The sequence below is a fragment of the Methylosinus sp. H3A genome (assembly GCF_015709455.1).
In the GTDB taxonomy this organism is placed as follows: Bacteria; Pseudomonadota; Alphaproteobacteria; order Rhizobiales; family Beijerinckiaceae; genus Methylosinus.
The window spans coordinates 629,295-649,986 of sequence record NZ_JADNQW010000005.1 but is presented as its reverse complement, the minus strand read 5'-3'; the positions used below and the strand labels follow the sequence as shown (position 1 = coordinate 649,986).

At 65.8% G+C, this 20,692-nt stretch carries 21 protein-coding genes; 13 read left to right on the top strand and 8 right to left on the bottom strand.

The genetic code is table 11. The annotated features are described in order from the left end of the window. Nucleotides 1-101 precede the first annotated feature (101 nt). The gene (locus IY145_RS06175; protein WP_196407396.1) at nt 102-431 is read right to left on the bottom strand and encodes a hypothetical protein; all 330 of its coding nucleotides are present in this window, start codon (nt 429-431) and stop codon (nt 102-104) included. An 89-nt stretch (nt 432-520) separates the two neighbouring features. On the opposite strand from IY145_RS06175, the gene IY145_RS06170 reads away from it, so the two are divergent. Beyond that, a complete protein-coding gene (locus tag IY145_RS06170; RefSeq protein ID WP_409455295.1) occupies nt 521-1,891 on the top strand; it encodes an FAD-binding oxidoreductase in 1,371 nt (456 codons plus the stop codon). Here IY145_RS06170 and IY145_RS06165 read toward each other — a convergent pair. Both IY145_RS06165 and IY145_RS06160 read right to left on the bottom strand, forming a co-directional pair. Continuing rightward, nucleotides 1,869-2,513: a hypothetical protein gene (locus IY145_RS06165; RefSeq protein WP_246721806.1), complete on the bottom strand. Its 645-nt coding sequence runs from the start codon at nt 2,511-2,513 to the stop codon at nt 1,869-1,871. The genes IY145_RS06170 and IY145_RS06165 overlap by 23 nt on opposite strands. A gap of 134 nt (nt 2,514-2,647) precedes the next feature. Then, nucleotides 2,648-3,181, bottom strand: a complete 534-nt coding sequence (locus tag IY145_RS06160; protein WP_196407394.1) for an invasion associated locus B family protein — start codon at nt 3,179-3,181, stop codon at nt 2,648-2,650. Nucleotides 3,182-3,526: 345 nt separating this feature from the next. Here IY145_RS06160 and coxB point away from each other — a divergent pair, with 345 nt between their 5' ends. From coxB to IY145_RS06105, 11 genes are all read left to right on the top strand, one after another. Then, nucleotides 3,527-4,405 (top strand): cytochrome c oxidase subunit II, encoded by an 879-nt coding sequence (gene coxB, locus IY145_RS06155; RefSeq protein WP_196407393.1) that lies wholly within the window; start codon nt 3,527-3,529, stop codon nt 4,403-4,405. Between the two features lie 62 nt (nt 4,406-4,467). Further along, nucleotides 4,468-6,138: a cytochrome c oxidase subunit I gene (gene ctaD, locus IY145_RS06150; protein WP_196407392.1), complete on the top strand. Its 1,671-nt coding sequence runs from the start codon at nt 4,468-4,470 to the stop codon at nt 6,136-6,138. Nucleotides 6,139-6,224: 86 nt separating this feature from the next. After that, a complete protein-coding gene (locus IY145_RS06145; RefSeq protein WP_196407391.1) occupies nt 6,225-7,163 on the top strand; it encodes a heme o synthase in 939 nt (312 codons plus the stop codon). A 12-nt stretch (nt 7,164-7,175) separates the two neighbouring features. After that, entirely contained in the window at nt 7,176-7,361 is a 186-nt protein-coding gene (locus IY145_RS06140; protein ID WP_196407390.1) for a hypothetical protein, read from the top strand. 7 nt (nt 7,362-7,368) lie between these two features. Further along, the gene (locus IY145_RS06135) at nt 7,369-7,962 is read left to right on the top strand and encodes a cytochrome c oxidase assembly protein (protein ID WP_196407389.1); all 594 of its coding nucleotides are present in this window, start codon (nt 7,369-7,371) and stop codon (nt 7,960-7,962) included. A 112-nt stretch (nt 7,963-8,074) separates the two neighbouring features. Beyond that, entirely contained in the window at nt 8,075-8,938 is an 864-nt protein-coding gene (locus IY145_RS06130; protein ID WP_196407388.1) for a cytochrome c oxidase subunit 3, read from the top strand. Between the two features lie 203 nt (nt 8,939-9,141). Continuing rightward, complete coding sequence (locus IY145_RS06125; RefSeq protein ID WP_196407387.1) at nt 9,142-9,522, top strand: DUF983 domain-containing protein; 381 nt, start codon at nt 9,142-9,144, stop codon at nt 9,520-9,522. Further along, on the top strand, nt 9,512-10,240 hold the full coding sequence (locus tag IY145_RS06120; protein ID WP_196407386.1) for an SURF1 family protein: 729 nt from the start codon (nt 9,512-9,514) through the stop codon (nt 10,238-10,240). Before IY145_RS06125 ends, IY145_RS06120 begins: the two co-directional genes overlap by 11 nt. Nucleotides 10,241-10,378: 138 nt before the next feature. Then, nucleotides 10,379-11,791, top strand: a complete 1,413-nt coding sequence (thrC, locus tag IY145_RS06115; RefSeq protein ID WP_196407385.1) for a threonine synthase — start codon at nt 10,379-10,381, stop codon at nt 11,789-11,791. 10 nt (nt 11,792-11,801) lie between these two features. Next, on the top strand, nt 11,802-12,401 hold the full coding sequence (locus tag IY145_RS06110) for a GNAT family N-acetyltransferase (protein ID WP_196407384.1): 600 nt from the start codon (nt 11,802-11,804) through the stop codon (nt 12,399-12,401). Nucleotides 12,402-12,682: 281 nt separating this feature from the next. Next, nucleotides 12,683-13,462 carry a WecB/TagA/CpsF family glycosyltransferase gene (locus IY145_RS06105; RefSeq protein WP_196407383.1) on the top strand — a complete coding sequence of 260 codons (780 nt, stop codon included), beginning with the start codon at nt 12,683-12,685 and terminating at the stop codon, nt 13,460-13,462. Nucleotides 13,463-13,647: 185 nt separating this feature from the next. Here the strand turns inward: IY145_RS06105 and hisG are convergent, their stop codons facing one another. The 5 genes from hisG to rpsO form a co-directional block, all read right to left on the bottom strand. Next, nucleotides 13,648-14,619: an ATP phosphoribosyltransferase gene (hisG, locus tag IY145_RS06100; protein WP_196407382.1), complete on the bottom strand. Its 972-nt coding sequence runs from the start codon at nt 14,617-14,619 to the stop codon at nt 13,648-13,650. Further along, the gene (locus tag IY145_RS06095; protein ID WP_210332628.1) at nt 14,616-15,803 is read right to left on the bottom strand and encodes an ATP phosphoribosyltransferase regulatory subunit; all 1,188 of its coding nucleotides are present in this window, start codon (nt 15,801-15,803) and stop codon (nt 14,616-14,618) included. Before IY145_RS06095 ends, hisG begins: the two co-directional genes overlap by 4 nt. Before the next feature lie 45 nt (nt 15,804-15,848). Further along, a complete protein-coding gene (locus tag IY145_RS06090; protein ID WP_196407381.1) occupies nt 15,849-16,418 on the bottom strand; it encodes a hypothetical protein in 570 nt (189 codons plus the stop codon). 228 nt (nt 16,419-16,646) lie between these two features. Further along, a complete protein-coding gene (gene pnp, locus IY145_RS06085; protein ID WP_196407380.1) occupies nt 16,647-18,788 on the bottom strand; it encodes a polyribonucleotide nucleotidyltransferase in 2,142 nt (713 codons plus the stop codon). 377 nt (nt 18,789-19,165) lie between these two features. Beyond that, nucleotides 19,166-19,435, bottom strand: coding sequence for a 30S ribosomal protein S15 (gene rpsO / locus IY145_RS06080; protein ID WP_018266720.1), 270 nt, complete (start codon nt 19,433-19,435; stop codon nt 19,166-19,168). 369 nt (nt 19,436-19,804) lie between these two features. On the opposite strand from rpsO, the gene IY145_RS06075 reads away from it, so the two are divergent. Further along, nucleotides 19,805-20,614: an AEC family transporter gene (locus IY145_RS06075; protein ID WP_246721800.1), complete on the top strand. Its 810-nt coding sequence runs from the start codon at nt 19,805-19,807 to the stop codon at nt 20,612-20,614. The last annotated feature ends 78 nt before the right edge of the window (nt 20,615-20,692 follow it).

The following is a 20,692-nucleotide window of genomic DNA, read 5'->3' as shown; positions in this document are numbered from 1 at the left end:
TTCGGATAGCGCGTTCCGCTCGAACGGAATGGTTCGAGCGATCGGAATCCGGCCTTCGCCGGCCCTAAGCTTTCGTCGACGCTCGCCAAGAGCGCGTTTTTCTACGTATGTTCACTTATGGCGGAATGGGCCGGGAAACCTAGATTCTCACAATGCCTTTCATGTGACAAAGAGCGGATTTCAGAAAGCATTTCGGGACTGGGCAGGTTATTTTTCTTGCCAGCCCCGGCGAGTTGGGCATAGGATTTGCGTCCATGTCCAGCATGGGGAGCCGGCTCCTCGAGGGTCCAGGCTCGAATCTGGAAGGAGATGGTCACATGAATGCGCTTCTCGCCGCGACATTGTGCAGTATCATCCTCGGCGGACTTCCGGTCGCCGCCGCCGCTTATGTGCGGGTCCGCCGGTCGGATGAAGCGCGTCGTCGTCGCCACTGGTGACTTTCGGAGCAAGGTGACCTTCTCTGACCGCCGTCGAAAAAGGACGCGATGACACGGCGCTGCTCGATCGGCTGAGCGCGATCGTGGGATCTGTCGGCGTCATCGTCGATCCTGCGGGCATGGCGGCCTATCTCTGCGAGCCGCGCGACGCCTTTCACGGCCGCGCTCTCGCCGTCGTCAAACCGCGAAGCGCCCGCGAGGTCGCTTCCGTTCTCGCCCTCTGCGACGAGGCCGGCGTCGGCGTCGTGCCGCAGGGAGGCAACACCGGGCTCGTGGGCGGCCAGACGCCCGATGAGAGCGGCGCGCAAATCCTGTTGTCGCTGCAAAAGCTCGACCGCATCCGCGAGGTCGATCCCGCCTCCGATACGATGACCGTCGAAGCCGGCGTCATTCTCGCCAACGCGCAGGCCGCGGCGGAGGCCGTTGGCCGTTATTTCCCGCTCTCGCTCGGCGCCGAAGGCAGCTGCACGATCGGCGGCAATCTCGCGACCAACGCCGGCGGCGTGCATGTGATCGCCTATGGCGCGACGCGCGATCTCGCGCTCGGGCTCGAGGTGGCGCTCGCCGACGGGCGGCTCCTGTCCGGACTCTCCAAGCTGCGCAAGGACAATACGGGCTATGACCTCGCCCATTTGTTCATCGGCTCGGAGGGCACGCTCGGAGTCATCACCGCCGCGACGCTGAAGCTCTTTCCGCTGCCGCGGTCACGCGCGACCGCCTTCGTCGGCCTCGCCGATCCGCGCGCCGCTCTGGCGCTGCTGGGGCTCGCCAAGGCGCGCGCCGGCTCGGCGCTGGTCGCCTTCGAATTGATCCCGCGCATCGGCGTCGAATTCGTGCTGCGACATATCAGCGGGGTTCGCGATCCGCTCGCCGGCGCGCACGAATGGCATGTGCTGATCGAGCTCGCTTCGCCCGCCGAGAGCGGCGTCGAGGAATTGCTCACCGAATTGCTCGGCGAGGCGCTGGAGCAGGGGATCGCCGAGGACGCCGCGCTCGCCGCGACGCTCGAGCAGCGCGCCGGCCTCTGGAAGCTGCGCGAGACTCTACCCGAGGCGCAAAAGCCGGAGGGCGGCTCGATCAAGCACGATGTCTCCGTGCCGCTCGAATCGATCCCCGCCTTTCTGGAGGAGGCGAACGCCCTCGTCACGGCGCATGCGCCCGGCGCGCGGCCGACGCCCTTCGGCCACATGGGCGACGGCAATATCCACTACAATGTCTCGCAGCCCGAGGGCGCCGACCGCGCCGCCTTCCTCGCCCGCCGCGAGGAGATCAACGACATCGTGCATGGGCTGGTGACGAAATATGCGGGCTCGGTCTCTGCCGAGCACGGCGTCGGCGTGCTGAAGCGCGATCTCTTGCGCAAGGTGAAGGATCCGGTGGCGCTCGGGCTGATGCGCGCGATCAAATCGGCGCTCGACCCGAGAGGAATCCTCAATCCGGGGAAGCTTCTGTAGGGGTGCGGGCGTGGCGCTTGCGGCGCTTTTGCGCCGGCGCGGCTTTGTCGGCGGCGCCGCCTTCGAAGCCCACGAGAATCTCATAGTCGTCGGCAGCCTGCGCGCCGAGATAGGGGACCGACAGCGGCTCCGAGATCACGCGGAACTCGCCGCGTGCGGCGCCTGCGGGCACGCTCGCCGAGACGTGATAGCTCTTGGAGGCGAGGATCGATTCGTCCTTCTGCCGCCGCGCGGCGATCTTCAGCGTGCCGGAAAACGAGCCCGGCTGGCCGGTGGGGCCGAGCACGGCCGCCCCCTCGACGCCGACCTTGATGAGAATCTGGTCTCCTGAAACCGAGCATTCGCGCGCAAGATGCAATAGCGAGAGCTGATAGCGAACCGAGGAATTATCCGCCCCCGGCGGCGCGCGCAGCGTGGCGGCGCCGGTGTCGATGAGGATCTCGGGACAATCGACCGCTGCGCCGGGCGCGGCCTGCACGGGCCTGTCCGACTTTTGCTGCTCCGTCTCGTCGCCGCCGAAGACCGAGAGGGGATTGGGAATGTCGAAGGCGCGGGCTCCACCCGCCGCGAGTCCCGCCGTCAGCGCGGAAATCGAGAGAATCGTGAAAAAGCGCGGCATCATCCGTCCCGTGTCCATCGGCCTTTCACCCTCTGCTCGAAGTCTTGCTTTGCTCGAAGGCTCGCGCTTGCCCCCGGCCCTCTCCCGCGGAGCGGGGGAGGGGCGCTCCATCCCTCTCGACGCACGCCTTACCGCCATCACGGCAGTTTGGCGAATCCCTCCTTGAAACCGGCCAGCGACAGCGGCAGGCCGACGCCCTCGTCCGGAGTCAAATAGATGACGAAAGTCGCGGTCTTGCCGTTCTTGAGTTGATCGACGAGCGCATCGTCCATGACGACATCGGCGACGCAGCCGGAGGGCAGGCAGCGCACGAAGCCCGTGTCGCCGATGCGGGTCTTGTCGATGGTGAGGCCGAGGCCTTTGATGAGAAGCACATTGAGCGGCGCGATGACGCGCAGCAGCCGGCTCTTGCCGTCGCTCGTCTTCAACACGACGACGACCAGATTGACATTGGCCTTGTCCTCCGCAGCCACGCTCTGAATCAGAGCGCATTGCTCGGCGGCGGCGCCGGCAGGCGTCTCGCAGCGAATCTCCCAGTCGCCAAATTTGGATTTGACCGCGCCTTGCGCGGTGGCGGGCGAGGCCGTCGCCCATGCTGCGACTGCGAAAACCAGCCCCGCGACCACATGTCGCAACCTCGCGAGCCGGAGAACGGCGGCGTGCGGCCTCATTTTCGCTCCATGTTTCGTTCGATGCGGATTCAAATGGCCCTTAGCGTCGAAACCCGGCCAAAACTGGGCGTTGCGAATAATCTCGAGGTTGGGGCTCTGCGTAGCAAATGGCCGGCGCCTGTCAAGCGGTAGGGCGCCGACGCCGCAATTTTGCGCATAGGGGGGTGGCGCGACTTTTTGTCAGGCAGACTGTGGCGCCGCAGCGATTGCGCGGCAACGCCGTTTGTGGTTGAACCCGCGTGGGAATACCTGACGGGCCGGATTTGTGGCGGGTTCGGCTCGATCAAAACAACCGGATAACAGAATCATAACGACCTTGTTCCTGAGGTCCGAGAGGCGATCTTCATGCTCATCGGCAGACGACCCACATTCCGCCGCGCAGCCTTGACGGCCGGCGCCATATGTTCCCTCCTCCTGCTCGCAGGGGTCGCATCCGCCGAGGTGTTGGGCCAGCCCACTCCGGGCGGCCTAGGCCTCCCGGCGACGGTGACCGAGGTCGGCGCCGAGACGCAATTTTTTTATAATGTCGTTCTGCTTCCCATCATCAGTTTCATCGGTCTCTTCGTTCTGGGTCTTCTCATTTATGTCTGCTGGCGGTTCAACGAGCACGCCAACCCCGTTCCCTCCAAGCTGACGCATCACACCGGGCTGGAGATCGTCTGGACGCTGGTGCCGGTGCTGATTTTGGTGTTCATCGCCATCCCCTCCTTCCGTCTGCTGGCGCATCAGATGGAGATCCCCGAGCCGAAGGTGACGATCAAGGTCACCGGCAATCAATGGTACTGGTCCTACGCCTATCCGGAGGATCAAGGCGGCGGCTTCTCCTTCGATCAGTTTCTCAAGCCCGACGCGGATCTGAAGCCCGAGAATGGCGACGTCCGCCTGCTCTCGGTCGACAATGAGGCGGTCGTGCCGGTCGGCGAGGTGGTCAAGCTGCAAGTGATCGCCTCGGATGTGATCCACTCCTACACCATTCCGGCCTTCACCATCCGTATCGACGCGGTGCCCGGCCGTCTCAACGAGACATGGTTCAAGGCCGAGAAGGAAGGCCTCTTCTACGGCCAGTGTTCGAAGATCTGCGGCAAGGATCATGCGTTCATGCCGGCCGCCATCCGCGTCGTCTCCAAGGAGAAATACGCCGAATGGCTGGTCGAGGCGAAGAAGAAGTTCGCCAAAGCCGACGACGGGCGCGTGCGCGTCGCCGTCGAGCGCGACGCCCGCTGAACGTCGAGCGATTTTCCGAGCCGTAACGAACACAACCCGAGCATTCTCCGAGGATCACGACCATGGACGCCATCTCGACCGCCGAGGCGGGGGCTCACCACGACCATCCCACCGGCCTGCGCCGCTATCTCTTCTCGACCAATCACAAAGACATCGGCACGCTCTATCTGATCCTCGCCGTCGTCGGCGGCCTCATCGGCTTCCTGATGTCGATGGCCATTCGCGCCGAGCTCGCCCATCCGGGCATTTCGGTCTTCCCGGGCATTTCCGCTCTTCTGCACGGGACCGATCCGACCAATCTCGACGCCGCCAAGAACCTCTATAATGTGTTCATCACCGCCCATGGCGTGCTGATGATCTTCTTCTTCGTCATGCCGGCGCTGATGGGCGGCTTCGCCAATTGGTTCGTGCCGATCATGATCGGCGCGCCGGACATGGCCTTCCCGCGCCTCAACAACATCTCCTTCTGGCTGCTCGCCGTGGCGCTGGTGCTGGTGGTGCTGTCGACCTTCGCGGAGGGCGCGCCGGGCTCGCTCGGCTTCGGCGGCGGCTGGGTGTTCTATCCGCCTCTGTCGTCCAACACGGGCCATCCCGGCCCGGCGATGGATTATGTGATCCTGTCGCTGCATCTGGCCGGCGCCTCGTCGATCCTCGGCTCGATCAACTTCATCACCACCATCTTCAACATGCGCGCGCCGGGCATGACGCTGCACAAGATGCCGCTGTTCGCCTGGGGCATGCTGGTGACGGCCTTCCTGCTGGTGCTGACCCTGCCCGTGCTCGCCGGCGCCATCACCATGCTGCTGACTGACCGCAACTTCGGCACCACCTTCTATGATCCGGCCGGCGGCGGCGATCCGATCCTGTTCCAGCATCTGTTCTGGTTCTTCGGCCATCCGGAAGTCTATGTTCTGATCCTGCCGGCCTTCGGCATCATCAGCCACATCGTCTCCACCTTCTCGCGCAAGCCCGTGTTCGGCTATCTCGGCATGGCCTACGCCATGGTGTCGATCGGCTTCCTCGGCTGCATCGTGTGGGCGCACCACATGTATACGGTCGGCCTGTCGCTCAACGCGCAGCGCTATTTCGTCTTCGCCACAATGGTCATCGCGGTGCCGACCGGCATCAAGATCTTCTCCTGGATCGCGACCATGTGGGGCGGCTCGATCTCCTTCCGCGCGCCGATGTGGTGGGCGATCGGCTTCATCTTCGTGTTCACGCTCGGCGGCGTCACCGGCGTCGTGCTGGCGAACGCCTCGGCCGACCGTCAGCTGCACGAGACCTATTACGTCGTCGCCCACTTCCATTACACCATGTCGCTCGGCGCGGTGTTCGGCGTCTTCGCGGGCTTCTACTACTGGTTCCCGAAGATGACGGGCTACATGTACAACGAGACTCTGTCGAAGGCGCATTTCCTGCTGCTCTTCGCCGGCATCAACCTCGTCTTCTTCCCGCAGCATTTCCTCGGCCTCGCCGGCATGCCGCGCCGCTACATCGACTATCCGGATGCGTTCGCGCTGTGGAACTATTGGTCGTCGGTCGGCGCCGCCATCGCCGCGGTCAGCGTCCTGCTCTTCTTCTACACGGTCGCGGAGGCTTTCCTGCGCAAGCGTGAGGCGGGCAATAATCCGTGGGGCGTGGGCGCGACGACGCTCGAGTGGACGCTGTCCTCGCCGCCGCCCTTCCATCAGTTCGAGACCCTGCCGCGCATCACCGGCTCGGGCCATCACTGACGCGATTCGTCGGGCCGCGGCGCAATGGCGCGGCCCGACGACATGAACGATCCGATCTCCCCGAGGACGTTGGAACGAGAACGAGAATGAGCGACGCCTCCTTCATCATCGACGACGCTTCGGCCCCGCGCGCGCCCGTCGCGGCCCCCGGCGATTATTTCGCTCTGCTGAAGCCGCGTGTGATGTCGCTCGTCGTGTTCACGGCGCTCGCCGGCATTCTGCTGGCGCCCTCCGCGCCGCACCCCTTCCTCGCCTTCGCCTCGCTGCTCGCCATCGCCGTCGGCGCCGGCGCGTCCGGCGCGCTCAATATGTGGTACGACGCCGATATCGACGGGCTGATGACGCGCACGCGCCGCCGTCCGATTCCGGCGGGCCGGCTCGGCCGCCAGGAGGCGCTCGCCTTCGGCCTGTTCCTGTCCATCATGGCGGTGTTCACGCTCGGCCTCGTCGCCAATTGGCTGGCCGCGGCGCTGCTCGCTTTCACCATCTTCTTCTATGTCGTCGTCTATACGATGTGGCTGAAGCGCTCGACGCCGATGAATATCGTCATCGGCGGCGCGGCCGGCGCTCTGCCGCCCGTCGTCGGCTTCGCCGCGGCGACTGGCGCCGTCGATCTCTCCAGCGTCGTGCTGTTCGGCATCATCTTCATGTGGACGCCGCCGCATTTCTGGGCGTTGGCGCTGGTCAAGCGCGAGGAATATGGCCGCGCCGGCATTCCCATGCTGCCCAATGTGCGTGGCGAAACGCGCACTCGGCTCGAGATTCTCGCCTATTCCATCGCGCTCGCGCCCATCGGCGTCGCGCCCTATCTCCTGGGTTTCGCCTCGCCGGTCTATGGCGTCGTGGCGCTGCTGCTCGGCGCGACGCTGATCGCCTGCGCCATCGAGGTCTATCTGCGCCGGGACGGCGAGCCGGCGCGCCGCGCCGCGATGCGCCTCTTCTTCTTCTCCATCGTCTATTTGTCCCTATTGTTCATGGTTCTGGTGGTCGAGAGGCTTATTGTCCTCTCGTCCTGGCTCGCTTGAGCGGAGGAACCCATGACGATCGGTCGACCCGAAGACACATCCGAGCGGCGAGAGGGCGTCGTCCTCACGCCCGAGCAAGCGAAGAGCCGCCGCGCGCGCAACATAGCGATCGGCGTCGCCGTGGCGCTATTCGTGGCGCTCTTCTATTTCGTCACCATTGTGAAGCTCGGCGGCAACGTCGTTCCGCGGGCGGGGTGAGGTCGGCATGAGCGAGGATCGCACAGAGAAACAGGGCGGACGCCGCGCCGGCAAAGGCGCAGGGATGCTGCTCGTCGGCTCCGTGGCCATGCTGGTCCTGTCCTTCGCCTCGGTCCCGCTCTATCGCGCCTTCTGCTCGGCCACGGGCTATGGCGGCACCACGCAGGTCGCCAAGCTCGCGCCGGCCAAGCCCGGCGAGCGGCGGCTGGGCGTGCGGTTCGACGCCAATGTCGCGCGCGATCTGCCCTGGCGCTTCGAGCCGGAGACGCCCCGCATCGTGGTCCGCACGGGCGAGACGGCGACGGTCTATTACAAGGTCGTCAATCTCTCCGATCGCGAGACGAGCGGCGTCGCCGCCTATAATGTCAGCCCGGACCAGGCCGGCGCCTATTTCGACAAGCTCGCCTGCTTCTGCTTCTCGGAGCAAAAGCTCGCGCCGCATGAGAGCGCCGAATGGCCGGTGGTGTTCTTCCTCGATCCGGCGCTCGAGGCCGACGAGACGATGAATCGCGTCGAGGAGATCACGCTCTCCTATTCTTTCTTCGCCACCAAGAAGCCCAAGGAGGCGGCGAGCGAGCAGGCGACGAAGCCGAAGTCTTGAGAAGAAAACGAGAATGCGACGGGGGGCGTCCGCGGCGGGGCGAACCATCCCTAGCGAATGGAGCCCAGTGAACGAGACCGGCCCGGCCGGCGAAATCTCGAGGATAATGAACATGTCGGACGGACACGCGAAACCAAATCACGATTATCATCTCGTCGATCCGAGCCCGTGGCCGCTCGTCGGCTCGATCGCCGCGCTGTTCACCGCGATCGGCGCCATTTATTGGATGAAGGGCCTGCCGCTGCTCGGCGTCAAGATCGGCGCCCCGCTCCTGTTCAGCGCCGGTTTCGCGGGCATTCTCTTCACCATGTGGTCCTGGTGGGGCGACATCATTCGCGAGGCCGAGCACGAGGGGCATCATACCGCGGTCGTGCAGCTGCATCACCGCTATGGCGTGATCCTCTTCATCCTCTCCGAGGTGATGTTCTTCGTCGCCTGGTTCTGGGCCTTCTTCAATTCGGCGATCTTCCCGGCCGATCCGCAGATGGTCACGCGCACCGAGCTGTTCCAGGGCGTGTGGCCGCCGCATGGGATAGAGGTGCTCAATCCCTGGCATCTGCCGCTGCTCAACACGCTGATCCTGCTGACCTCCGGCGCGACGCTCACCTATGCCCACCACGGCCTGCTGCACAATGATCGCGGCGCGCTGAAGAAGGGCCTCCTCGCCACCATCGCGCTCGGTCTCATCTTCACCTGCGTGCAGGCCTATGAATACGCCCATGCGCCCTTCGCCTTCAAAGGCTCGGTCTATGGCGCGACCTTCTTCATGGCGACCGGTTTCCACGGCTTCCATGTGATCGTTGGCTCGATCTTCCTCATCGTCTGCCTCGTGCGCACCTATGTCGGCCAGTTCAAGCCCGAGCAGCATCTCGGCTTCGAGTTCGCCGCATGGTATTGGCACTTCGTCGACGTCGTCTGGCTGTTCCTGTTCGCCTCCATTTACGTGTGGGGCAACTGGGGCGGCCATATGGAATGAGCGACCGGGCCCATTTCGGCTTCTGAAAGAAGCGCCGGCGGGGAACGTCGGCGCTTCTTACGTTTCGACGCCCTCTCGCCCTCGCTAGAGTCTTTCCGTGTTTCATTGAAACACGGAAAGACTCTATGCTTTTGTTTTGACGCGCCTCCAACGCCGAACCGGTGTCCACTTCGGCTGGAAACGCTCTAAGGGATAGGACAATCATGGCCGCCGACGAATATCCTCCCGTCTCGCCCTATGTCGCCGGCCTGCTCGGTCGCTGCCCGCGCTGCGGCAAGGGGCATGTGTTCAGCGGCTTCCTGGAGCTCGCGCCCGCCTGCGAGGTCTGCGGGCTCGATCTCGCCTTCGCCGATTCGGGCGACGGGCCGGCCGTTTTCGTGATGACCATCGCCGGCTTCATCGTCGTCGGCGCCGCGCTCTATGTCGAAGTCGCCTATTCGCCGCCCTATTGGGTGCATGGGCTGATCTTTCTGCCGCTGACGGTCATCGTCTGCGCCGGCCTGCTGCGGCCAGCCAAGAGTCTGCTGATCGCGCTGCAATATTTCAACAAGGCGGAGGAAGGCCACAGGGCCGATGAGAACTGAGGCGCGCGCTCTTCTCGGGCCGGCGCTCTTCACCGCGGTCATGGTGGCGCTGCTCGCCGGCCTCGGCGTCTGGCAGCTGCGTCGCCTCGCCTGGAAAGAGGCGCTGATCGCCCGCGTGGAGACGCGCGCCGCGGCCGCGCCGGCCGAGGCCCCGCCGCGAGGACAATGGACGAATCTCTCGCCGAATGACTATGACTTCCTCCATGCGCGCATCTTTGGCCGTTTCGATCTCGCGCGCGAGGCGCTGATCTTTTCGCCGCCGCCGTCGGGCGCGGGCGTGGAGCCGGGCTATCGCGTGATCACGCCCTTCCTGCTCGACGACGGCGGGGCCGTGCTCGTCGATCGCGGCTTTCTGCCGCTCTCCCTGCGCGGGGACGCGACGCGCAAGCGCGAGCCCTCGGGCAAAATCGCGCTCACCGGCCTGCTGCGCGGCCCGCAGGCGCGCAATCTCTTCACGCCCGCCGATTCGCCGCAGGAGGGGCTTTTCTACACGAGCGACGCGGGCGCTCTCGCCGCCTATCTGAACCTTTCCGACGCCGCGCCTTTCATTCTGGAGTTAGACCCCGCCGCGCCGGCGCATGGCCTGCCGCGCGTCTATGATCACAATATCGAGCTCGCCAATAATCACCTCTCCTACGCCATCACCTGGTTCTCGCTGGCGGCGGCGGTGGCCGGCGGCTTCGCCTTCTATGCGGCGGGGCGGCTGAAGCAGCGCTGACGCGGCCATTCGTCGCGCGCGCGGCGTCTCGGCGACGAAAACCCCGCGAAGACGCAAAGGGCGCGAAGACCGGCTCTCGCCCACTTTCGGCGCCTTCGGACTTTCCCGGCGCCCGGTCGGCGGGTTAGAAGAGACGCCGTGCGCTACATATCCACACGCGGCGAAGCTCCCGAGCTCGCCTTCGAAGAAATTCTCCTCGCCGGCCTCGCCTCCGACGGCGGTCTCTATGCGCCCATCTCCTATCCGGAGCTGGGGCGCGGCGACATCGCAGCTCTCGCCGGGCTTCCCTATGAAGAGGCGAGCGCGCGCATCATCGCGCCTTTCCTCGGCGAGGCCTTCACCGGCGAGGCGCTGCGCGCGCTGACGCATGGCGCCTATGCGGGCTTCCGCCATCGCGCCATCGCGCCGCTGACGCAGATCGCCGAAAATCTCTTCGTCCTCGAGCTGTTCCACGGGCCCACGCTGGCGTTCAAGGACGTCGCCATGCAATTGCTCGGGCGCATGATGGATGCGGTGCTGGCGAGACGCGATCTGCGCGCCACCATCGTCGGCGCGACCTCCGGCGACACCGGGGCGGCGGCGATCGAGGCCTTTGCCGGGCTGGAGCGCGTCGACGTCTTCATCCTCTATCCGCATGAGCGCGTCTCCAATGTGCAGCGCCGGCAGATGACGACGGTGGCGGCCGACAATATCCACACCATCGCTCTCGAAGGCTCATTCGACGACGCGCAGTCGATCTTGAAATCGCTGTTCCGTGATCGTCCGTTCCGCGAGAGCGTCGGACTCGCGGGGGTCAATTCCATCAATTGGGCGCGCGTCGTCGCGCAGACGGCCTATTACTTCACCAGCGCCGTCGCGCTCGGCGCGCCTGCGCGCGAAGTGAGCTTCGCCGTCCCCACCGGCAATTTCGGCGATGTGCTCGCGGGCTATGTGGCCAAGCGCATGGGCCTGCCGGTCGGCCGCCTCGTCATCGGCACGAACGCCAATGACATTCTCGCGCGCACGCTCGCGACCGGGCGCTATGAATTGCGTGAGGTGACGCCGACGCAATCGCCGTCCATGGATATTCAGATCTCGTCCAATTTCGAGCGTCTGCTGTTCGACGCCTATGGTCGCGACGCCGCGCAGATTCGTGGGCTCATGGGCGCGCTGGAGCAGTCGAAGGGCTTCACCGTCGCTTCGGCGCCGCTCGAATCCATTCGCGCCGAGTTCGAGGCGAGCTCCGCATATGAGGCGGATACGACGGAAGAGATCGCCCGCACCTATCGCGAGACCGGCTATATTCTCGATCCGCATGCGGCGACCGGCGTGCATGCCGCGCGAAAGCGTCTGGCCATCGACCCCTCGACTCCGATCATCTCTCTGGCCACCGCCCATCCGGCGAAATTCCCGGATGCGGTCGAGAAGGCGATCGGCAAGAGGCCGCCGCTGCCCGAGCATCTCGCGCATATTCTGACCGCGCAGGAGCGCTTCACCGTGCTCGACAATGATGTGACGAAGGTCGCGACCTTTATTTCCGAGCGCGCCCGCGCGGCGCGCGCAGCGGCGTGAGAGGACGGCCATGGCGCTCTTCGGCCTCGTCCCCGCCTATCGCGATCTGGCGCTGCGCGGCGATGGCGTCTATCTCCGCGGCTCGGAGATGCGCGATTTCGTCGCCTGGGCCTCGCTCCGGGAGCGCAGCCGCGCCTTTTTGACGCCCTGGGAGCCGAGCTGGCCCTCGGATGATCTCACCCGCGCGAGTTTCCGTTATCGCGTGCGTCGTCATGCCGAGGAGATGGCCCGCGACGAGGCCTATTCCTTCTTCGTCTTCCGCGAGGCGGATGATGTTCTCGTCGGCGGGCTGACGCTCGGCCATGTGCGGCGCGGCGTGTCCCAGGCGGCGACGCTCGGCTATTGGATGGGCGAGCCCTATGCCGGCAAGGGCTATATGTCCCGCGCCGTGCGGGCGGCGCTCGACTACGCCTTCAATCGTCAACGCCTGCACCGCATAGAGGCCGCCTGCCTGCCGTCCAACGCCGCCTCTATCCGCCTATTGGAGCGCAATGGCTTCAAGCAGGAGGGCTTCGCGCGGGCCTATCTCAATATCAACGGCCAATGGCGCGACCATCTCCTCTTCGCCCGGCTCGACAGCGATCCATCGCCGGTGGGCCGGCCGGTCTGAGCCGGCCGCGCAATTGTCGTCATTCGAGGCAGGCGGCAGGCCTCACCCGGAGTCCGGGACAATGATTCGATAGCGCCGCGTCATTGCGAGCGCAGCGAAGCAATCCGGGGCCGTGGGGCGGGAATGACGCCCCTCTCGCGGCGGGACGCGTCCTCAGCGCGTTTCGAATCCGCACAGCCGAGCCCCGATTTTCTCTGGCACACATCTCTCAGCCTATCCTTCGACATTGCCATCCGCGTTTCGAAACGGGACGGCAAGGCGTAAAAAAGGGTAGCGTATTCATGTCGTTCCAGCGTAACCAGGCGTTCCAGGGCATCGAGGAGGTCATCGTCGGCGGCGCGCGCATCGCGCGTCTCGATCTCGCCGAGACCGCGCGGCTGATGATCGAGGCGGCAGGCCGCCCCGCGCGGGAGAGCGGGCCCTTTTATCTCACCTCCGTCAATGGCGAGGTGCTGGCGCGCCGCCGCGCCAGCCGCGATTTCGCCGAGCTCGTCGATCGAGCCGATCTCATCAGCGCCGACGGCCAACCGCTCGTCTTCGCCTCCCGTCTCCTGGGCGCGCGGGCGCTGCCGGAGCGCGTGGCGACGACCGATCTCTATCCGCTCGTCGCCCAAATGGCTGAGCGCGAGGGCGTCACCTTCTACCTCTATGGCGCGACGGAAGAGATCAATCGCGCGACCTATGAGGTCACCAAGCGCCGCTTTCCGGGCCTGCGCATCGTCGGCCGCTCGCATGGCTATCTCAGCGGCGAGGAGCTGGAGCGCAAGATCGACGAGATCGACGAGCTCGCGCCCGATATCGTCTGGCTCGCGCTGGGCGTGCCGCGCGAGCAGGAATTCGTGGCCAAGTGGAGCGATCGCCTTGGAAACGTCAAAGTGATCAAGACATCTGGGGGCCTGTTCGATTTCCTGGCCGGCGCCAAGAAGCGCGCCCCCAAGTGGATGCAGAAGGCTGGCCTGGAATGGGCGTTCCGTCTGCAGCTCGAGCCCGGCCGGCTGTTCTTGCGCTATGTGACGACGAATCCGATCGCGTTGCTGTTGCTATTACGCCACACGCATTGACCGTCCTCGCACATCCGCCGGCGCGTCGAAGCCGGCGGGCGTCCGAAGCCGCTTTGTAACGAGTTCGGCTTTCGGGTCCCCGGCGCGTCGCGCCACTCCGCCAGCGCCGGGGACGAAGCCGATTATCGGCGATTTCTCAAAATGGGAAAGAGTGACGGCCTTCGACTCTTCGGGCTAAAACCCGGTCAAATCCGCCCCTGCAGCCGGCTCCACAGCGCGTTTTCGGCGCTGAACACATAGTCGAGCCGCGCGCTGGTCACCGTCCGCGCGCCTTTGGCGATCAGCCAATCGGCGAATTGCGGCGCGGACTCCGCCGGGGCCGAGAAAGTCGCGAAGCCGCCGTCGCCGCGCTCGCGCAATTCGACGGAAAATTTCTCCGCCGCCTCTGCGATCAGCGCATCGTCCAGCGCGGGCAGGCGCGCGCGGATCTCGCGCGTCGTACGCGCCAGCTCCTCGGCGGCTATGCGCGAGAGAATGATTCGCGCCGCCTCCCGCGCCCGCGGCGTCCAGGGCGCGGCGAGCGAGGCGACGAGATTGGCCTGCGAGCGCAGGATCACGCCATCATCCAACGTCTTCAGCGCATTGGCGACGAGCGTCGCGCCAGTGGTGGTGATGTCGACGATGAGATCGGCGGAGCCCGCCGCCGGCGCGCCTTCGGTGGCTCCGGAGCTCTCGACGATGCGATAATCGCCGACCGCATGCTTGGCGAAGAAGCGGCGCGTCGTATGCACATATTTGGTGGCGACGCGCAGGCCGCGGCCATGGCGGGCGCGAAAGCCGGCCGAGACATCGGCGAGATCGGCCATGCTCCGCACATCGATCCAGGCCTGCGGAACGGCGACAACCACATTGGCCTTGCCGAAGCCGAGCGGCGCCAAAATCTCCACCTTGCTCGCCGCATCGGGAATCGTCTCGCGCACGAGGTCTTCCCCCGTCACGCCGAGATGCACGTCGCCGCTGGCGAGCCGCGCTGTGATCTCGGAGGCCGAGAGAAAGGCCGCCTCCGCGTCCTCGACGCCGGCGAGCTGGCCGCGATAGTCGCGCGCCCCGCGGCCCTGCGTCACCTCTATGCCGGCGCGGGCGAAGAAGGCGTTGGCGTTCTCCTGCAGCCGCCCCTTGGAAGGAACGGCGACGATCAGTCTGTCGGTCGGCGTCATGCCGCGCGTCCTTTGCGCGCCGTGAGGCGATCGACCCATATGGCCGCGCCGACGGCGGGTATGTCCTGTTTGGCGCCGAGCGTCTTCAGCAGGCGGTCGTAGCGGCCGCCGCCGATGAGCGGCGGACCGGCGGGCTCGAGACGCGCCTCGAAGACGAAGCCCGAGTAATAATCGAGCCGCCGCGCGAAGCTCGCCGAGAAGCGCACGCGCTCCAGATCGACCCCGCGCGCGGCGAGAAAGCCCGAGCGCGTGTCGAGCGAATCGAGCGCCGCGGAAAGATCGAGCGAGGCGTCGGCCGCGAGCTTGCGCAGCGCCGCGGAGGCCTCGTCGATCTGGCCCTGCACGGCGAAGAAGGCGTCGACCAGCGCATGGGTCTCGGCGCTCACCCCAGCGCCGCCGGCGAGAGCTGCCTGATCGAGAAAGCGCTCGGCGATCTCGCCGGCGCTGCGGCCGCCGACCGGCGATATGCCGGCGATGGAGAGCAGATCCTCGACGAGCGCGCGCGCCTCTTTGGCGTCCACTTTCTCGAGCGCGGCGAGCACGCCGGCGTGCTCCTTGCCATTGGCGGGGGGAGCGAAAATCTCGGCGAGGGATTCGCCGCGGGCGTGTCCCGTCTCGAGGCGCCGGCGCCAGGCGGGCGGCAGGTCGAGCCGGTCCAGAAAGGTCGAGACGAGGCCGGCGTCGCCGGTCTCGACATCGAGCGCGCCGCCGCCCGCATCGGCGGCGGCCTCGAGCGCGGCGGCGAGGATTTCGGCGTCGGCGGCCTCGCGATCGTCGCGGCCGAAGCTCTCGAGCCCGGCCTGCAACAGCTCGCCTGTCCCCGCCTCGCCCTCTGCGGGGAAGCGGAACACCGTGCCGCCATAGGCAAAGCTGGCGGGCGCGGCGGCCGCCGGCGAAGCGAGATAGGCGAGGCAGACGGGAATGGTGAATTCCGGCCGAAGGCAGACGTCGGCCCCGGCGGCGTCGCTGGTGAGATAGAGGCGGCCGCGGAAATCCTCGCCCGAGCGGTCGAGGAAGACGCCGGCCGGCTGCAGGATCGCCGGCTCGCAGCGGGCAAAGCCCGCGCGCTGGAACGACGCCAATATCGCGTCGAGAGCGTCGCCGCTCGAAAAATCGGTTTTCGCCGCCTCGTTCACGCCTTTGCCCCTCTTTTGCGGCCCTTCCTTAGCAAGGGCGGAGGACATTGGCATCCGCTTTCCGGAGGGAGAGTGAACGAAGCGCCGGCGCGGTCAGAACTTGCACTCTTTCGGCAGCTTCTCGTCCGACCAATCGGCGAGCGGAATGGTCTGCGCCTTGATCTCCAGCTTCTTGCCGTTGCGCGTCCCCTTGCCGGAAAGGAAGTTGAGATCGCAGCTTCCGCCGGCGTTGGGGTCGAGCGTGTCGCGCGCCGTATAGGTGAGGCCGGCCACGACAAGCGCGCCATTGCGGCGCACCACTGTCAATGTCTGGCTCCAGCGGTCGCGGCCGATCGAGTCATTCTCGGATTTGACGAGCAGCGAGCCTTTGTCGTTCACGGCGAGCGAGGGCCGCGTTCCCGCCATGGAGCCGGCCCAGGCGGCGTTCTTCTTCACCAAGCTCGGCTTGGCCCCGGCGACGAGCGCGTTCCGCTCGAGGCCGAGATAGACATAGAGATCGGCGCCGTCGTCGAGATTGTCGACGAGCAGAGCCAGATCATAGCCGCCGCCATCCGAGAGAAAGAGCGTCGTCGCCGAGAGCACGCGCTCGAGGCCGGGCGTTTGGGCGAGAGCGGGGAAGGGGGCGAAAAGGACGGCGGCGAGAAAGGCGAGACGAAAGCGCATTCGAAAAAAGCTCCGATGAAATCGGTCGCTGAGCGGGCCCTCATCCGACCCGGCTTTGCCGGGCCACCTTCTCCCGCAGGCGGGAGAAGGAGTCGCGCGTCGAGACCGCCGTCTCAGCTCCGACATACTAGAACAGAAGGGCGTTTCCTTCTCCCGCTTGCGGGAGAAGGTGGCCCTTGCGAAGCAAGGGTCGGATGAGGGCCCGCCGGGCGAGCCCTATCTGTCGTGTCACTCGCCGGCGTTGGCGGCCTCGGCCTTTTCCTTGGCCTCGAGGTCTTCGCCGGTCTGCTGATCGACGACGCGCATGGAGAGGCGCACCTTGCCGCGATCGTCGAAGCCGAGCAGCTTCACCTTCACCTTGTCGCCTTCCTTCACCACATCAGTCGTCTTGTTCACGCGCTGCTTGGAGAGCTGCGAAATGTGGACGAGGCCGTCCTTGGCGCCGAAGAAATTGACGAAGGCGCCGAAATCGGCGGTCTTCACCACGGTTCCCTCATAGATCTGGCCGACCTCCGGATCGGAGGCGATCGACTTGATCCAATTGATCGCCGCCTTGATCGAATTGGCGTCGGAAGAGGCGACCTTCACCGTGCCGTCGTCCTCGATATTGATCTTGGCGCCGGTCTTCTCGACGATCTCGCGAATGACCTTGCCGCCGGTGCCGATCACTTCGCGGATCTTGTCGGTGGGGATCTTCAACGTCTCGATGCGCGGCGCGAACTCGCCGAGCTCGGCGCGCGAGGTGGTGAGCGCCTTGGACATCTCGCCGAGGATGTGCAGACGGCCGTCGCGCGCCTGGGCGAGAGCGACGCGCATGATCTCCTCGGTGATGCCGGCGATCTTTATGTCCATCTGCAGCGAGGTCACGCCTTCCGACGTGCCGGCCACTTTGAAGTCCATGTCGCCGAGATGATCCTCGTCGCCGAGAATGTCGGACAGAACCGCGAAGCGCTCACCCTCGAGGATGAGGCCCATGGCGATGCCCGCCGTCGGCTTCTTCAGCGGCACGCCGGCGTCCATCAGCGCGAGCGAGGAGCCGCACACCGTCGCCATCGACGAGGAGCCGTTGGATTCGGTGATCTCCGAGACGACGCGCAGCGTGTAGGGGAATTCGGCGGCGGCCGGCAGCATCGGGCGAATGGCGCGCCAGGCGAGCTTGCCATGGCCGATCTCACGGCGGCCGGGCGATCCCATGCGGCCGGTCTCGCCGACGGAGTAGGGAGGGAAGTTATAGTGGAGCAGGAAGCGCTCCTTATAGGTTCCCTCGAGCGAGTCGACGAATTGCTCGTCCTCGCCAGTGCCGAGCGTCGCGACGACCAGCGCCTGCGTCTCGCCGCGGGTGAACAGCGCCGAGCCATGCGCGCGCGGCAGCACGCCCACTTCGGCGACGATCGGGCGCACCGTCTTCACGTCGCGGCCGTCGATGCGAATGCCGTCGTCGAGAATGTTCCAGCGCACGACCTTGGCCTGCAGATCGTGGAAGGCCTCGGCGACCGCCTCCTTGGAGAATTGCGCCTCGCCTTCCGGCAGCAGAGCGGCGAACACCTTGCCCTTCACCGCGTCGACGGCGGCGTAGCGGTCCTGCTTGACGGTGATCTTATAGGCATGCCGCAGCTCGGCCTCGGCGAGGGCGGCGACGGCCGCGTTCACCTCGGACTTGTCGACCACCACGAGGTCGCGCGGGTCTTTGGCGGCGCGCTCGGCGAGGCGAATGATCGCGTCGATCACCGGCTGGAAGCCGCGATGGCCGGTCATCACCGCCTCGAGCATCAGATCCTCGGAGAGCTCCTGCGCCTCCGATTCGACCATCAGCACGGCGTCGGAGGTGCCGGCGACGACGAGGTCGAGCGTCGAGAGCTTGGCTTCCTCAATGGTCGGATTGAGCTTCAACGCGCCGTTGATATAGCCGACGCGCGCGCCGCCGATCGGGCCCATGAAGGGAATGCCGGAGAGCGTCAGGGCGGCTGAGGCCGCGACCATGGCCAGAATGTCCGGATCATTCTCGAGGTCGTGCGACAGCACGGTCACGATCACCTGGGTGTCGTTGCGATAGCCGTCGGGGAACAGGGGGCGGATCGGACGGTCGATGAGGCGGGAAATCAGCGTCTCGCGCTCGCTCGGGCGGCCTTCGCGCTTGAAGTAACCGCCGGGAATGCGGCCGGCGGCGAAGGCTTTCTCCTGGTAGTTGACGGTCAGCGGGAAGAAGTCCTGGCCGGGCTTGGGCGCCTTGGCCGAGACGACGGTCGCGAGCACGGTGGTCTCGCCCCAGCTGGCGAATACGGCGCCGTCGGCCTGACGGGCGATCTTGCCCGTCTCGAGCACCAGCGTGCGACCCGCCCAGTCGAGCTCTTCGCGATGGATCTGGAACATGTCTTTCGTCTTTCTCTCATGACGCGCCTCATCGCGCGTCGGTGCGGGCGAGGCGTCATGGGCAAGACGGCGAGAGGCTGCGGGGCGGGATTTTCGAGACGCGAAGCCGCGAACGCTTCGAAATATCCTCGCCGCAGCGTCCGGCGATCCTGCCATGACGATCCTGCCGAGGGTACGGCGGCGCGGCCCTATGCCGCCCGCCGAACGATGGGGAAGGGCCGCCCTTTCGCGCATCCCTTCCGGTAATGAAGCGGCCGACGAATCGATCGGCCGAACTCTCTTTTCATACGCGAAATCGCGGCGAACCGCGATCTCGCTTTCTGTCGGCCTCTTTCGAGGCTCGCCCGCCGGGCGGGCGTGAGCTCAGCGGCGCAGGCTCAGCGGCGAATGCCGAGACGCTCGATGATGGAGCGGTAGCGCGGCTCGTCCCTCGACTTCACATAATCGAGCAGCTGACGGCGCTGCGACACGAGCTTCAAGAGACCGCGACGCGAATGATTGTCCTTCACATGGGTCTTGAAATGCCCGGTCAGATTGGTGATGCGCTCGGTGAGGATGGCCACCTGCACCTCGGGCGAGCCGGTGTCGTCCGGCTTGGTCGCATATTCCTTGATGAGCGCCTGCTTGCGCTCTGCCGTGATCGACATCGGTAAAGTCCTTTTCTGATGGTGGTTGGTCCGCAGGCCGCGGCCGGGGCCGGGATGTCGTCCAGCGAGGGTCGCCGCGAGCGGAGCCGCCCAGGCAAACCCGAGCGCGCGAGCGGCTTATAGCAGAAAAGGGGGGGAAGGATAGGGGCGCGGCTCCGTGCCGGCCGGGGGCTGGTTCGACCCCGCGTCGCTACGGGGCGAAAGAGAAAACTCTGCTCGTCGTGGCGGGATATCGAGCGATTATTTCCGCCGGAAGCGCTCCAGCAAGGTTTTATATCCATTTGATCGCTGTCACAAATCATCAGTATAACAGTCACTTGAAGGTCTTTGTCCGCTTGGGCCCCGCCGGGGTGAGGAGACGCATTTTACATGTCGGCCGTTCTCACGGCGCTCGCGCCGATTTTCCTTCTGATCTTTCTGGGCTATGCGCTCCGCCATCGCCGCCTGCTGGCGGAAGAGTTCTGGCTTCCTTGCGAGCGGCTCAATTATTTCTGCCTGTTTCCCTCGCTGATGTTCGCTCAGATCGGGACGGCCGATCTCGCCGATTTGCCGCTGCGCGCCATCGCCGCGACAGTGCTCGGCGCGGCGACTGCGGGCGGGGCGCTGATCTTCGCCGGCCGGCTGTGGCGTCCGCAGGCCGGGCCGACCTTCTCCTCCGTCCTGCAAGGGGCGGTGCGACCCAATACTTATGTCGGCGTCGCCGCGGCCTCCGCCGTTTTCGGCCGGCCGGGGCTGATGGCGACATCCATCGCCATCGCCATTGCCATTCCGCTGTTCAATATTCTCTCGATCCTGATCCTCGCCCTCTATGGCGAGCAGAAGAGCGCCGACCCGCGTCGTTTGGCGCGCTCGATCGCCGGCAATCCGGTGGTCGTCTCCGTGCTCGCAGGCGCGCTGGCGAATGTGTCGGGTCTTCCTCTGCCGGCCGTCGCGCTCGACACGCTGCATGTTCTGGGCGCCGCCTCTCTGCCGCTCGGCCTGCTCTCGGTCGGCGCGGGTCTCGATCTCGGCGCGGCGCGCGTCTCTTTCGGCCCCGTGCTGCAGTCCTCCGCGGTGAAGCTCGTCGCTCTGCCCTTCTTCGCCTATTGGATCGGGGCGGGGCTCGGATTGGACGACGCGACGCTGAGCGGAATGGTGCTGTTCAGCGCGCTGCCCTGCACGCCGTCCGCCTATATATAATGGCGCGTCTGCTCGGCGGCGATCATCGCGTGGCGGCCGGCATCATCAGCGTGCAGACGCTCGTCGCCGGCGTCACCA